This window comes from Amycolatopsis sp. NPDC102522 (genome assembly GCF_055584485.1).
The window spans coordinates 58179-72139 of record NZ_JBVJLY010000020.1; the positions used below are offsets into that span (position 1 = coordinate 58179).

The window sequence follows — 13961 nt, forward strand, 5'->3', positions numbered from 1 at the left end:
CGGTGGAGATCTACAGTGGACTGCTCAGTCCGGGAGGCGCACGGTGATCGTCGGGCTGAAGGACCGCTTGCGGTTCCAGCCGGACTCGGCGCCGATGCTCAGCTGGATCGCCTTGTCGGCGGGCGCCCAGTAGCCGGTGCGGACGAAGTACGCGTCCATCGCGCACAGCCTGCTGCAGGACTTGCGGTTGCAGATGGTCTCCCAGCCCCACTGCCTGCCGCTCTCCTCGACGCCGTTGCGGCGGACGAACAGATGGGGGTTGCCGATGTCGCGGCAGTAGGTGCTGCCCTCGGAGATGTAGAGGACGCCGTCGATCTTGTAGAACCGCTTGTTGTCGAGCAACGTCACCTGACCCGTGGCGGCGAATCCCACCCTGCCGCCCTTGTCCGCTGTCATCGTCCAAGCAAGAGAGAATTCCTGGACCGGGATCTCGAGTGACTGGGTCATGGTCACGTCCCCGCTTTCTGCTCGCTTCGGCACCTTTCCCCTGAAGATAAGGATTTCCCGGAGGTCTCCGAAGATGAATGCGAACTTTTCACCCAATGAGTCGATGATCGGAAAAATCAATGGTCTCATGCGCATGAAACACCGATTACCGGCGCTAATGGGTGAAGGTCGCCACGGCCAGTGAAAACCGGGGCCCACCAAGGAAGAGGATTTCGTCTTCCCGGTGGACCCCCGTGGTTTTCCGGTACGGAAACGCTCTCAGCTGGTGATGTCCTTCGTCGCGAACCGGCGCCCGGCCAGCAGGAAGAACACCGTGCCGTATAACGCCGCCGACAGCATCCCGTTGGCCATGTTCGTCCAGTCGATGTCGGTGGAGATGAGATCCATCCACGAGAACGCGAAATGCGTCGGCAGATAGTCCCGAAGCCCTTCCAGCGCGGTGATCTGGTCGAGGATCTGCGAAACGATCGCGACGATGACCGCGCCGCCGACAGCACCCAGCGGGGCGTCGGTGGCGACCGAGAGCAGCATCGCCAGACCGGCCACCCAGGCCAGCTGCAGGATGATGTAGATCGTCGCCAGCCCCATGGCCACGAGGCTGTCGCTGAACGAGACCGCGTCGCCGGTCGGGCTGATGGCGTCGCCCGCGCCGTACCAGATGACGCCCACCACCAGCGCCACCAGCGGCAACAGGATCAGCGCGACCGCGGAGAGGATGCCGGAGACGATCGCCTTCTGCCGCAGCACCCGATGCCGGGGGACCGGCATCGCGAGCAGGTACTTCAGGCTCGACCACGAAGCCTCGCTCGCGATCGTGTCGCCGTAGAACAGCGCCACGATCATCGGGAGCAGGAACGTGCCGGAGACGAACAGCGCGAGCACCACGAAGTTCGGCGCGCTCGCGGTGGCGAGGTCGACGAACCCGCCGCTGCGGCGGTTCGGGTTGGCCTGCCCGATCTCGAACGCGATCACCAGGATGAACGGCAGCAGCGCGACGAACCCCAGCATGAGCTGGGTCCGCCGCCGTTTGAGCTGCCGCTTCAGTTCGACGCCGAGCCGCAGCGTCCGGTCGGCGCGGTATCCCGCCACCGCCCCGTCCGGGCCGACCTCGGTCCGCTCGTGCGACGCGACCTCGGTCAGCTCCAGCAGGGCCGCCGGGTCGGTGTGCACTCCGTGATCCGCCCGGGTCACCGGGGAAGAACCGTTGGTCTTACTCACTCTTGGAGTCCTCTCCGACCAGCTGCAGGAACGCGTCTTCCAGCCGTCGCCGCGGCCCGGCCTGCTCGACCGCGACCCCGGCCCGCACGAGGGCGGCGACCGCATCGGCGCGGGCGAGGCCGTCGAGATCCGCGTGGACCAGTTCACCGTCGACGTCGACGCCGGAAACGCCGCCGACCTTCCGCAGCGCTTCGGCCGCTTCGTCGGGCTTGTCGACCCGGAACGTGGCCTCGCCGCTGGCCGCGGCCAGTTCGCCGACCTCACCCGAGGCGACCAGCATGCCGCGGTGCATCACGACCACGTGCGTACAGGTCTGCTCGACCTCGGCCAGCAGGTGGCTCGAGACCACCACGGTGCGTCCGGTCGCCGCGTAGCGCTGGAGCACCTCGCGCATCTGGTGGATCTGGGGCGGGTCGAGCCCGTTGGTCGGTTCGTCGAGCACCATGAGCTCCGGCAGGCCGAGCATCGCCTGCGCGATCGCGAGCCGTTGCCGCATGCCCTGGCTGTAGGTGCGGACCCGCCGGTTCACCGCGTCGCCGAGCCCGGCGATCTCCAGTGCCTCGGCGAAATGCGCCTTGTCCCTCGGACGGCCCGTGCTCGCCCAGTACAGCTCCAGGTTTTCCTTGCCGGACAAGTGCGGCAGGAAGCCCGAACCCTCCACAAAGGACCCGATCCGGGACAGCACGGGCGCGCCGGGCGCGATCAGGTGACCGAATACGCGGATGGTGCCCGCCGTCGGCGTGATGAGGCCCATCAGCATGCGCAGCGTCGTCGTCTTGCCGGCGCCGTTCGGCCCGAGCAGACCGAGCACCTGACCGGATTCGACCCGGAACGACAGGTCCTTCACCGCGACGAACCCGCCCGCGTAGGCCTTGCGCAGTCCTTCGATCACCAACGGCGTCTTCGCCAGGCTCTCGTCGACGTCGTGCGCGCGGCGGCGGCGGAACGCGGCGATCACCGTGATCGCGATGCCCGCGAGCAGGGTCCCGGCGATCCCGAGCAGTTGCGCGGTGGGCGCGCCCGCGCCGACCGAGGTGCCGTGGACGACCGGGACGCCGAGCTGCCCGCCGTCCGCCAGTTCGACGCGGAACACCGCGGGTTCCACCGGCGTCGCGAACGCCTGGTCCGTCGTTCCGACGACCAGCCGGAGCGTGTGCCCGGCCTCCAGAGGCCGCACGATGCCCGGCAGGGTCACCGTCACCTCGACCGGACCGCCGTCGGCGGGCAGACCGGAAACGCGGAAGGGTGCGACGGCGTTGGCCGGAAGCGTGCGGACACCCTCCGAGTTGACGTCGTAGAGCTTCGCGAACAGGACGGCTTCGGGCTGCGGAGCGGTGGCGGACGGATCCGCCGAGACTCGCAGGCGGACCGTGGACGAACCGGCCGCGATCGTCTGCGCGTCGAGCGGCGGCGTCGCGAACTGCGCGGCCTGACCCGGTGGGTCCACACTGAACAGTCCGGACAGCCGGGACGAACCCGCCACCGCCCCGTTCAAACCGGGGATCCCGCTCACCGCGGCCGGGTTTCCGCCCGCGGGCCGGACGACCTGCTGGGCCGGGCCCGCCAGCGTGAACCGCCGCCGTTCGGTGGCGTCCCCGGTGGCTCCCGGGTACGCCGGTGCGGTGACCGTCCGGACCGAGGGGGCGCCGTTGGCCCGCAGCGTGCCCTGGATGTCGTAGCTGAAGCCGGTGCCGGGATCGGTGCCCTGCCCGGTGAGGGAGAACTTGAGGAAGTCGGCGATCTGCGCCCGCAGCTTCTGGCCGGGCTTCCCGCCGTCGTGGCCGCCGGTGTACCAGACCGTGCGGACCTTGCCGCCCGCCGCGGCGATCTGCCGGGCGGTCGCGTCGGACTGGTCCAAACCGAACAAGGTGTCGCTTTCGCCCTGCACCAGCAGGGTCGGCACGGTGATCTTGTCCGTCACGGACGCGGGGGAGACGCGGCGGAGCAGGTCGACGGTCTTCTGGCTCGCCTTGCCGGTGGTCGCGAGTTCGGTGTAGGCCTGGCAGACGTCGGCGGTGAACCGTCCACACGGGTCGGCAGGGCCGGGCGTAGGCCGCTGGCCGTTCGGGCCGCCGAGCGGCAGGGACTGCGCCGCGGCACCCGCCGCGCCCGTGCCCTGGGAAGCACCGGATTCGCTCGTCTCGTCACCGGCTTCGGGCGCGTCGTTGGCGGGGGAGCCGCCCTGCGCCGCGCCGGAACCGGCGGAGAAGAAGATGCCGGCCCACGACCTCTTGAAGACGCCGTCCGCGGTGAACGCGCCGGCGGCGGGAGTGGTCGCCGTCGAGGGCGCGGCCGAGGCGGCGTTCGGGAAGAGCCCCTGAGCGAGGTCGTTGTAGGTGATCACCGGCGCGATCGCGTCGACCCGCTTGTCGGTCCCGGCGAGCAGCAGGGAAAGCGCGCCGCCGTACGAAGCGCCGGACACGGCCACCTTCGGGTCGCCGTTCTCGCTGAGGACTTCGGGCCGCGAGGCCAGGTTGTCGATCAGCTTCCTGGCGTCGGCGACTTCACGGTCGGGGTCGTTCAGCGCGATCTTCCCGGTGCTGCGGCCGAAGCCACGCGCGGACCAGGCGAGCACGACGAAGCCCTTCTCGGCCAGCTCGCGGGCTTCGGTGGCGACACTGTTCTTGTCACCGCCGAAACCGTGGGCGAGCAGGACGGCGGGAGCCGGGGTCCGCTCGGGGAGGTACGTGGTCGTGTCGATCTTGACGACCGCGGACGAGCCCGGTATTTCGGGCAGGTCAAGGGTCGCTTCCTGGGTTTTCACTGCGGACGGCGCGGGGTCGCTGTTCGTCCACACGACGGCCGCGGCGGCCAGGACCACCACGACCGCGGCGAGCGCGGTGAGCTTCGCGCCTCGCGTGCGAGGGAGCGGGATTCGGGGCACGGAATGACCGTATTTCACGGAACCTGAGAGTCGCCTTCCCGGCACACACAGACCACACAAGCGTGGTGTCAGCCGTCGCCGGAACGGGTACCCGACGTGGGAGAAGAGGTGAGTGTGACGGGTGTTACGCCACCATCTTGGTGACAAGGGCAACCTTAACTGGCGTCATGCGTACAGACAGGTCAAACTAGACCAGCTGTGAGGGGAGTATTCCTTCGCGGCGGTGTCGTCAGCACGGTGGTCTTCGCAGGCCCCCGGCACCGTCGGCCGGTCTCGTACCGGCGGAAGAGACCTCCGGTTAGTTGCTGCTGTGCACTATCCGGAGGGTTGGTTACATGTCTGTTCCCCTGTGGCTATGGATCGCCACCGTCGGCGGTCTGCTCGCGCTGATCGCACTCGACCTGGTCATCGTCGATCGCAAGCCGCACGAGGTCACCACCGGCGAAGCCGCGCGGTGGGTCGTCTTCTACGTCGCCGTGGCCGTCGCGTTCGGCATCGGTGTCTGGGTCTTCGGGGGACACGACCCCGGCGTCGAGTTCTTCACCGGGTACATCACCGAGTACTCGCTGAGCGTCGACAACCTGTTCATCTTCATGATCATCATGACGTCGTTCAAGGTGCCCGCGATCCACCAGCACCGCGTGCTGCTGATCGGCATCCTGCTCGCGCTCGCCATGCGCAGCGTGTTCATCGCCGTGGGCGCCGCGCTGATCGCGCAGTTCGTCTGGGTCTTCTTCCTCTTCGGCGCCATCCTCATCTGGACCGCGGTCAGCATGATCCGCAACAAGGACGAAGACGAGGAATACGAGGAGAACGCGCTCACCCGCTGGGTGCGCAAGCTCTTCCCGGTCACCAACGAGTGGCACGGGCACAAGTCCTTCGTGAAGAAGGACGGCAAGCGCTGGATCACCCCGATGTTCCTGGTGATCGTCGCGATCGGCAGCGCGGACCTGCTGTTCGCCGTCGACTCGATCCCGGCGATCTTCGGTATCACGCAGGAGGCCTTCCTGGTCTTCACCGCCAACGCCTTCGCGCTGATGGGTCTGCGCCAGCTGTACTTCCTGCTCGGTGGCCTGGTCACCAAGCTGGTGTACCTGTCCTACGGCCTCGCGGTGATCCTCGCCTTCATCGGCGCCAAGCTGTTCCTGCACGCGCTGCACGAGTACGGCGCCGTGCCGGACTGGCTGGACATCAACAACTGGGTCTCCCTGGGCGTCATCATCGTGGTCCTGACCGTGACGACGCTGGCCAGCCTCTCGAAGGCGAAGAAGCTGGAAGCCGCTGAGCAGGACTCTTCGATCAGTAGTTAGAACTGCTAAGGATCGGGTACCGTCGGGGCCGTGCGTCCCGTTGACATCGAAGCCCTGACGGTCCCCGGCCTCCCCGCGCTGCGCGGCGACCTGCTGCTCACCGCGGTGAGCAGGCCTGATCTGAAGACGAACAGCTACCGCGGCGGCCTGCGCCGGGTCGACCCGGGCGGTGCCGGGGAAGGGCCTTGGACCCACGGGACCAAGGACTCGGCCCCCGTCATCTCTCCGGACGGCCGGTGGGTCGCCTTCCTCCGCGCGGGGGAGGGCCCCGGGCGCCAGGCCAAGCCGCAGGTGCACGTCATCGCCGCGGCCGGTGGTGACGCGAAGCGGATCACCGACCTGCCCCTCGGCACGGGCGCCCCGGTCTGGGCGCCCGATTCCCGCCGGATCGCCTTCGTCGCCCGCGTGCCCGAGCAGGGCCGTTACGGCACGGAGAACGCGGACGGCGAAACCTTTGAGCCGGGCGAAGAAGCTCCGCGGCACATCACGAACCTCTTCTACCGGGTCGACGACGCCGGCTTCCTCAACGACCGTCCACAACGTCTGTTCGTAGTGGACGCCGTCGCCGCGCTTGACGAGACAGCGCCCGCCGCTCTCACGCCGCTGACCGACGACCGGGCCGACGTCGAACATCCCTCGTGGACGGTCGACGGCGAGGCCGTCCTGATCGTCGCGCCCCGTGACTGGGCCGTCGAGGACACCGTCCGCTCGGACGTCTACGCCGTGCCCGCCGAGGGCGGAGAACCCCGGCTGCTGGTCCGGACCGCGGGCACCGCGGCCAAGCCGGTCTCCACTCCGGACGGTTCGATCCTGTTCTACGGCACCGAATTCCCCGCGCTGGAGGAGATCGCCCGCAACACCGGTCTCTGGCACGCGCCCTGGCCGTCCGGTGACGAGCCCTCGTCCGCGCGGCGGCTGACCGACGTCGAAACGGTGGACTGCGACAACGCGGCGGGCCCGCCGTCCGTCCTCGGCGACGAGGTACTCGTCGTGGTCCGCACCCGCGGTGCCGCCGAGTTGCGCGCCGTCCCGCTCGACGCCGAACTGGCCGAGCTGAAGTCGTTGCGCTACCTGGCAGGCGAGTTCGCCGCGGTGAAGTCGTTCGTCGTCGACGGCGCGCGGATCGCCGCGGTGATCGGGACGCCCGAGAGCTCCGGCGAAGTCGTCCTGCTGTCGGACGAGGAACCCCGCGTGCTCACCGACTACTCGAAGCCGTTGCGGGACATCGGGATCCTGCCGCTGGAGGAGTTGGACGCGACCGCGCCCGACGGTTATCCGGCGCACGGCTGGATCGTCCGGCCCGAGGGCGAGGGGCCGCATCCCGTGGTCCTGATGGTCCACGGCGGACCGTTCGCGGCGTACGAATGGAAGGTCTTCGACGAGGCGCAGGTGCTCGCCGAGGCGGGCTACGCCGTCGTCCTGGGGAACCCTCGCGGCTCCGCCGGCTACGGCGAAAGCCACGGCCGCGAGATCGTCCACGGCCTCGGCACCGTGGACACGGACGACCTGCTGGCGCTGCTGGACGAAGCGCTGAAACAGCCCGAGCTGGACAGCGACCGCGTCGGCGTGATGGGCGGCTCGTACGGCGGCTTCATGACCAGCTGGCTCGCCGCGCACCACGGCGGCCGGTTCCGTGCCGCGTGGAGCGAGCGCGCGGTCAACGACTGGGACTCGTTCACCGGCAGCTCCGACATCGGCTGGTTCTTCTCGGGGGGCTACGCCGGCGACGATCACGAAGAGCTGCGCAAGCGCAGCCCGCTGACCTACGCGGGGAAGATCGACATCCCGTTCATGGTCGCGCACTCCGAGCAGGACTGGCGATGCCCGCTGGAGCAGGCGCAGCGGATGTACGTGGCACTGCGGCAGAACGGCGTCGCGGCGGAATTCCTGCTGTTCCCCGGCGAGGGGCACGAACTCACCCGTTCGGGGCAGCCGCGGCACCGGGTGCAGCGGTTCGACGCCGTACTGGAGTGGTGGGGCCGGCACCTCTGATCTTCGGGTCACCGGATGTTATGAATGGGACTTTCATCGCAAATTTTGCGATGAAAGTCCCATTCATAACATCTCTCAGCTGAGAAGCGTGTAGTTCAGCTCTTCGCACACCCGGCCCAGCGGGACGTCGAGCCCCGGGTGGTCCAGGGGGAGGAGCACGTCCGGCGCGACCGGCAGCGAGTTCCCGGCGGGCGGGTCCCACAGCGCGAGCGCGGGGCCGCCGGAGTCCATGGACGACCGGTACCAGACACCGTCGAGGTCGCCGAAGGCGGCGCGGATGGCGCGAGCCCAGGCTTGCGTGATCTTCTTCGGCCCGCTGGAGATCTCCTGCGAGGCGCCGACCCGGGTCGGCCACAGGCCGGCGAGGTCGAGCAGCCGCAGCGTGCGGGTCGGCCGGACGACGACCAGGCGCGGACCGCGGGATTTGCGGTCGACCGTCGAGGTGGTCTGGAAGACCTCCGCGATGCTGGTGCGCACGGTGAGGCCGAAGTACAGGACGCCGTTGCCGGGGTCGGTGACCGGGCGGCCGCCGCGACCCGGCGTCTGAGGGTCGAAACGGCCGTGCGGGAGCGGGCCGCTGTAGCGGAACGTGTTCCACTGCTGGGGGTGGTTGCCGTGCGCGGTGAAGATCCTGACCAGCCTGGTGCCGGGATGCACCGTCACCACGTCGTTGGTGCGGTGCAGCTCCTTGACCAGGACAGAGCGCGCGGGCGGCAGGGGGAGCCGGGCCATACCTCGGGAGTCGTCCGTCCTTGTCGGGTGATCTTGCTCGATGGGGTCAGCCTACGGCCTACCCCCGACTGAAATTTTCCGTCGTCGGGCAGAACACCTTAGAACGGGGAGCCCAGCGTGGCCACCAGTCTTGCAACATGTTCGGGATCTCCGCCGGAGAGCAGCCACTGCCGCGGGGTGGCGGGGTGCTCGTTGATCACCAGATCGGCCTGCGGAGTACTCATGAACGCGGCGACGACGAGCGCGGGCTGGTCCTCGGGGACGGCACGCAGCACGACCTCCAGGCCGGGCAGCACCCCGGAGCCGGTGAACTGCCAGGAGGGCAGCCGCCAGCCCTGGTCCTTCCAGCCGGTGAGCCTGCCCTCCTTCAGGCGGTGGCGGATGCGGCTGTCATCCACGCCGAGTGCTTTCGCCGCCTCCAGCACGCTCAGCGCCGAATCGGCGAGTACGGCGTGCGCGGCGACCGTGCGGGCACGGAAGTCCGGTTCGTCCTCGCTGCGGGGGGAGAGGTCCAGGCCGACGTCGGTGAGCGCGGCCCGCTGGTCCGCCGAGAAGTAGTGCGACGGGTCGGGGTTGGGCGGGGAAAGCCTCCGCGCGGCGTCCTCGACGAGGGTCAGGAACTCGTCGGCGTCGACCTTCAGGCCCGCCTTGGCGAGGACGTTCTCGAGCGCTATCGACATAGCGCCTAGAGTAACGCGTTTGTGCGGGTTCGTGCGGTCTCATCTCGGTTTCGTGGGGGAATTCACCAGAGATGAACACGGAGTGCACGGAATCAAACACGCGCAGTAGGCAATGTCGCAACAGTGTGCCCGTATCGGGCGAGCTTGTCCACACCTCGGCTTGACAGGTCGTAGGAGGGAATTTACCTTCCGAAAGGTAATCGATTTCTTCCCACCGCTTCGGAGAACCCGGCTGGCGTGGGGCCGGCTTGGGGGAACAAGGGGGTGGGGCGTTCCTGGGCGGCCGGTGCGAACCGGTCGCCCAGGCACGTCGTGCATCCGGGATCTCCGACGTCAGTCGCGCCGTGAACTACGGCGCACGATCAGCTTCGCCTGCAGAGTGGTCGTCGTGGCCTTGCGCGTGCTGTCGCCGATCCGGGCGAGCAGCAGCTCGGCGGCGACCCTGCCGACCTCGTTCGCGGGCTGCGCGACCACGGTCAGCGGCGGATCGATCAGCGTCGTCCACGGCGCGTCGTCGAACGACACGATCCCCACGTCCTGTCCCGACCGCAGGCCGCGCGAGGCCAGCGCCTCCAGGACGCCGATCGCCATCGTGCTGTTGCCGACGAGCAGCGCGTCCGGCGGCTCGGGCTCGTCGAGCAGGCTGAGCGCGGCGAGCCTGCCGCCCTCTGCGCGGAACTCGGCACGTCGGGTGAGCGCGTTCTCCGCGCCGACGGCGTCGGTGTAGCCCGCCAGCCGGTCTTCGGCCGTGCGCACCCCGGGTGGCCCGCTGACGCAGGCGACCCGCCGGTATCCGCCGTCGAGCAGATGCCGCGTCGCGTCGCGGGCGGCGAGCCGGGTGTCGACCAGCACCTGGTCGCCGGTGTTCTCCAGCAGCGGCCTGTCGACGGCGACCACGGGTGTGCCGCGCTCGGTCAGCCTGTCGACGTTCGTGGCCCGGCCGGTGGGGGAGAGCACCACGCCGGCGACCCGTTCCTGGAGGGCGACGTCGATGTAGCGCCGCTCCTTCTCCTCGTTGTCGTCGGCGTTGCACAGCACCACCGAGTAGCCCGCGGTCTGCGCGATGTCCTCCACGCCGCGGGCGATCGCGGTGAAGAACGGGTTCTCCACGTCGGAGATGATGAGCGCGAGAACCGCGGTTTCCTGACGGCGCAGATTTCGCGCGAGCCCGTTCGGGTGATATCCCAATTCCGCGGCGGCGGCCTGTACCCGTGCCGCGAGAATCGGGTCCACAGTGGACTTACCGTTGAGCGTCCTCGACACGGTCGCCGTCGAAACCCCGGCCTTCGCCGCCACGTCGTTGATGGTGGCCACCGTGACCTCCCCTTCTGCAGGTGTCTTGACACCTTCGCACGGGAAGAATAGCTTGACCGACAATCGTTACCATCCGCTGATCGCGCTACTCGCGCTTGAAAGTTCGGGGGTGTCGTGGGCGACCCGGGCCTGGTGCTCGGCATCGACATCGGCACCTCGAGCTCGAAAGGTGTCCTCGTCGATTCCCGGGGCACCGTGGTGGCACGAGCATCCCGTCCGCACGATACCTCACGGCCGCGTCCCGGCTGGTTCGAGCACGACGCCGAAACCGTCTGGTGGCAGGATTTCCTGGTACTGGCAAGGGAACTCTCGGCAGGAGCCGGGGATCATCCCATCATCGGAGTGTCGGTCAGCGGGATCGGGCCGGTGCTCCTTCCCGCGGACGATTCCGGGAAACCGTTGCGCCCGGCGATCCTTTACGGCGTCGACACCCGCGCACTCGACGAAATCGGTGAGTTGAACCGGGAATTCGGCGAAGAATCCATTGTGGAACGTGGCGGGAGCGCGCTCGGCTCGCAGGCCATCGGGCCGAAGTGGCGCTGGCTGGCCAAGAACGAACCGGAGGTGTTCGAACGGTCGAGGCTGTTCCTGATGGCGAGTTCGTTCCTCGTGCTGAGGCTGACCGGTGAATACGTCCTCGATCATCATTCCGCGAGCCAGTGCGACCCGATGTACGACCTGCGCGAGGCCCGGTGGGCGCCGGACAGGGCCGCCGCGGTCGCTCCCGGCGTCGAGCTGCCCAGGCTCGCGTGGCCGACCGAGGTGGTCGGCTCGGTCACCGCCGAGGCGGCGGCGGAAACCGGCTTGCCGCAAGGGATCCCGGTGACGGCGGGCACGGTGGACGCCTGGGCGGAGGCGACCAGCGTCGGTGTCGTCGCGCCCGGGGACACGATGCTCATGTACGGCACCACGATGTTCCTGATCCAGACGCTGTCCGATCCCCGCCCCGGACCGGGGTTGTGGACGACCCGCGGCGCGTTCCCCGGTACCTATTCACTGGCGGCGGGCATGGCGACGTCCGGCGCGATCACCGACTGGCTGCGCGAACTCGTCGGCGGGGAGTTCGGGGAACTGGCCGCGGCGGCGGGCGAGGTCCCGGCAGGCAGCCGCGGATTGCTGATGCTGCCGTACTTCGCCGGAGAGCGGACACCGATACCGGATCCGGACGCGCGCGGCGTCATCGCCGGGCTCACCACGTCCCACGGCCGTGCCGAGCTGTACCGCGCGGCGCTGGAAGGCACCGCGTTCGGGGTGCGGCACAACCTCGAGGCCATGCGTGAAGCCGGTGGCGGCACCCGCCGGTTCGTCGCCGTCGGTGGCGGGACGCGGGGCGGCGTGTGGACGCGGATCGTCAGCGACGTCGCGCGGATCGAGCAGGAGATCCCCGCGGAAACCATCGGTGCCGCGTTCGGTGACGCCGTTCTCGCCTCCTTCGCCCTGGGGAGGGAACCGGATATCGAAGCCTGGAACCCGGTCACCGAGATCGTCCGCCCCGGCGCGGACGCCGATGTCTACGACGAGTTCTATCCGCACTACCGTGCCCTTTATCGGTCTACAAAGGACATCTCGCACTTTTTGGCACGGAAGAACTCCCTCGCCTGAACCCCGGCGAATTCCCGGCAATCCCGGCTCAGATGGGCTTGATCGGCGTAGCCCGCCGAGAACGCCAGCGAGGCGAGATCGGGCGCCGTCCCCGCGAGGCCGATGGCGCGCTGGAACCGGGTGACGCGCAGGTAGGTCGCCGGGCCGTAGCCGACCGCGAGGGTGAACCGCCGCCGCAACTGCCGTTCCCCGGTCGTGAACCGCTCCAGCGCGGCGGACACCCGGGGGACTCCGCCGTCGAGCCTGGCGATCAGCGCCGCGATCTCCCTGTCGGGCCGTCCGGTTCGGCGTTCCGCGACGACGTCCGCCAGCGAGGCTGCGCCGCGGAGCACCCGCTCGGCCAGCAGTTCGCCTTCCTTGCCCCAGAGATCGCCGAGGGGGACGCGCTGATCGCGCAGCTCGTCGGCGCCCAGCCCCAGGACGCCGCCCGCGCCGCCGGGGGCGAACCGCACGCCACGGACCCGGACGCCGGGCGGTGTCTCCCAGGTCCAGGCCGTGGTGTCCGGCCCGGCGACGAAGACCTCGCCGCCGCAGTCCACCAGGTCGACACAGCCGTCGGGCACGATCCGCTTCGGCGCCTGGCCCGTGTCTTCCCACAGGCAGCGCACCACGTCCCGCAGCCCGCCGGGTGCCGTCGTCTCCCGATACACGGTTGCCATGATGCCCCCGGGCTACGACAGAATCGGACCGTGTCCGAAGCAGAGATCGATTCACTGGCCTGGATCCACGTCCGCGACCGCCGTCTGCTGTCGGTGCGGACCGAGGGGAAGGCCAAGTTCTACCTCCCCGGAGGCAAACGCGAGCCGGGGGAGGGCGACGTCGGCGGGCTGTGCCGGGAGATCAGGGAGGAACTCGGCGTCGAGCTCGACCCGCGGAGCTTCCGGTTCTTCGCGGTGCTGAACGAGCAGGCCGACGGCTACGCGGACGGCCGCCGCGTCCGGATGACCTGTTACACCGCCGAGCACCGCGGCGAGCCCACTCCGGGCAGGGAGATCGCGGAGTCCGCCTGGCTGTCTTCGGCCGACGCCCATCGCTGCCCGCCGGCGGGGCGGCGGATGCTCGGGCTGCTCGCCGACGCGGATCTCGTCGATTAGATCACTCAAAGTGAGCTGTTCGGCTCACTGTGTTTACGCCAACCGCCCTATGACCAGGCACTCTGCAGTCACTGGGACACCCAAAAGGGTGAATATCGGGTTTCTTCCCGATAACGGCTAACGCGGAGTCACTTTCGAGCGAGAAGTAGTCGACGCACTCGACGGAAGTGCGCTCGGACGAGAGAAGACCTCTCCATGGGTGTTCCCACCGCGACCCCTCCGGCATCGGCGCCGGGGCAGGGTGCCCCCGGCAGGCTGAAGCCGCTGGGGACCGTCGTGGTCGTGCTGGGGGTGATGGCCGTCGCCGTCACCCTGACCGGTTACGTGCTGCCGAAGGCCTCCCGTCCGGTGCAGAGTCCGCCCGCCCCGCGGGTCGAACAGGCCGCGGCCGCCGTGCGCGCCGTGACGCACTCGGTCGTCTACGAACTTTCCGGCGCGAAGGGCGCTCAGAACGTCACCTACGTCGCGCAGGGCTCGGAGCTCATGCAGAAGACCGAGGTGGCGGCGCCGTGGAGCGCCACCTTCGAGCGCGCGAGCCAGGAAGGCCGCGACGAGTTCTACAGTCTCTCCGCGCAGGGCTCGGGTAGCGGCGCGCTGCGGTGCCGGATCCTCGTCGACGGCGAGGTCGTCAGCGACCGCACCGCTTCCGCCGAGGGCGCGCCGGTGACCTGCACGTCCTAGAAGTTCT

The 13961-nt window shown here is 69.1% G+C and carries 12 protein-coding genes; 5 read left to right on the forward strand and 7 right to left on the reverse strand.

The annotated features are described in order from the left end of the window. Positions 1–24: 24 nt before the first annotated feature. The 3 genes from ACZ6YV_RS33565 to ACZ6YV_RS33575 form a co-directional block, all read right to left on the reverse strand. On the reverse strand, positions 25–447 hold the full coding sequence (locus ACZ6YV_RS33565) for a hypothetical protein (protein WP_378247852.1): 423 nt from the start codon (positions 445–447) through the stop codon (positions 25–27). A gap of 258 nt (positions 448–705) precedes the next feature. After that, the gene (locus tag ACZ6YV_RS33570; RefSeq protein ID WP_465513440.1) at positions 706–1665 is read right to left on the reverse strand and encodes an ABC transporter permease; all 960 of its coding nucleotides are present in this window, start codon (positions 1663–1665) and stop codon (positions 706–708) included. Then, positions 1658–4567: an alpha/beta fold hydrolase gene (locus tag ACZ6YV_RS33575; RefSeq protein WP_465513441.1), complete on the reverse strand. Its 2910-nt coding sequence runs from the start codon at positions 4565–4567 to the stop codon at positions 1658–1660. Before ACZ6YV_RS33575 ends, ACZ6YV_RS33570 begins: the two co-directional genes overlap by 8 nt. A 317-nt stretch (positions 4568–4884) precedes the next feature. Here ACZ6YV_RS33575 and ACZ6YV_RS33580 point away from each other — a divergent pair, with 317 nt between their 5' ends. Both ACZ6YV_RS33580 and ACZ6YV_RS33585 read left to right on the forward strand, forming a co-directional pair. Next, positions 4885–5859: a TerC family protein gene (locus ACZ6YV_RS33580; RefSeq protein WP_378247846.1), complete on the forward strand. Its 975-nt coding sequence runs from the start codon at positions 4885–4887 to the stop codon at positions 5857–5859. A gap of 30 nt (positions 5860–5889) precedes the next feature. Then, positions 5890–7851 (forward strand): S9 family peptidase, encoded by a 1962-nt coding sequence (locus ACZ6YV_RS33585; RefSeq protein ID WP_465513442.1) that lies wholly within the window; start codon positions 5890–5892, stop codon positions 7849–7851. A gap of 75 nt (positions 7852–7926) precedes the next feature. On the opposite strand, the gene ACZ6YV_RS33590 is transcribed toward ACZ6YV_RS33585, so the two are convergent. From ACZ6YV_RS33590 to ACZ6YV_RS33600, 3 genes are all read right to left on the reverse strand, one after another. Then, a complete protein-coding gene (locus ACZ6YV_RS33590; RefSeq protein ID WP_020629720.1) occupies positions 7927–8583 on the reverse strand; it encodes an RES family NAD+ phosphorylase in 657 nt (218 codons plus the stop codon). Positions 8584–8681: 98 nt separating this feature from the next. After that, positions 8682–9263: a DNA-binding protein gene (locus ACZ6YV_RS33595; RefSeq protein ID WP_378247842.1), complete on the reverse strand. Its 582-nt coding sequence runs from the start codon at positions 9261–9263 to the stop codon at positions 8682–8684. 333 nt (positions 9264–9596) lie between these two features. Continuing rightward, complete coding sequence (locus ACZ6YV_RS33600) at positions 9597–10577, reverse strand: LacI family DNA-binding transcriptional regulator (RefSeq protein WP_465513443.1); 981 nt, start codon at positions 10575–10577, stop codon at positions 9597–9599. Positions 10578–10691: 114 nt separating this feature from the next. On the opposite strand from ACZ6YV_RS33600, the gene ACZ6YV_RS33605 reads away from it, so the two are divergent. After that, a complete protein-coding gene (locus ACZ6YV_RS33605; RefSeq protein WP_465513444.1) occupies positions 10692–12179 on the forward strand; it encodes an FGGY-family carbohydrate kinase in 1488 nt (495 codons plus the stop codon). Here ACZ6YV_RS33605 and ACZ6YV_RS33610 read toward each other — a convergent pair. Continuing rightward, a complete protein-coding gene (locus ACZ6YV_RS33610; protein WP_465513445.1) occupies positions 12122–12838 on the reverse strand; it encodes a DUF6597 domain-containing transcriptional factor in 717 nt (238 codons plus the stop codon). The genes ACZ6YV_RS33605 and ACZ6YV_RS33610 overlap by 58 nt on opposite strands. Positions 12839–12868: 30 nt before the next feature. On the opposite strand from ACZ6YV_RS33610, the gene ACZ6YV_RS33615 reads away from it, so the two are divergent. Together ACZ6YV_RS33615 and ACZ6YV_RS33620 are read left to right on the forward strand one after the other, a co-directional pair. Beyond that, complete coding sequence (locus ACZ6YV_RS33615; RefSeq protein ID WP_465513446.1) at positions 12869–13273, forward strand: NUDIX hydrolase; 405 nt, start codon at positions 12869–12871, stop codon at positions 13271–13273. 195 nt (positions 13274–13468) lie between these two features. Continuing rightward, complete coding sequence (locus ACZ6YV_RS33620) at positions 13469–13954, forward strand: MmpS family transport accessory protein (RefSeq protein ID WP_465513447.1); 486 nt, start codon at positions 13469–13471, stop codon at positions 13952–13954. Positions 13955–13961: the final 7 nt, after the last annotated feature.

Excerpts from the sequence above, each read along its gene's own strand:
- ACZ6YV_RS33580 (WP_378247846.1), top strand. The coding sequence starts at position 4,885 with ATGTCTGTTCCCCTGTGGCTATGGATCGCCACCGTCGGCGGTCTGCTC.
- ACZ6YV_RS33595 (WP_378247842.1), bottom strand. The coding sequence starts at position 9,263 with ATGTCGATAGCGCTCGAGAACGTCCTCGCCAAGGCGGGCCTGAAGGTC.
- ACZ6YV_RS33620 (WP_465513447.1), top strand. The coding sequence starts at position 13,469 with ATGGGTGTTCCCACCGCGACCCCTCCGGCATCGGCGCCGGGGCAGGGT.
- ACZ6YV_RS33590 (WP_020629720.1), bottom strand. The coding sequence starts at position 8,583 with ATGGCCCGGCTCCCCCTGCCGCCCGCGCGCTCTGTCCTGGTCAAGGAG.
- ACZ6YV_RS33610 (WP_465513445.1), bottom strand. The coding sequence starts at position 12,838 with ATGGCAACCGTGTATCGGGAGACGACGGCACCCGGCGGGCTGCGGGAC.
- ACZ6YV_RS33565 (WP_378247852.1), bottom strand. The coding sequence starts at position 447 with ATGACCCAGTCACTCGAGATCCCGGTCCAGGAATTCTCTCTTGCTTGG.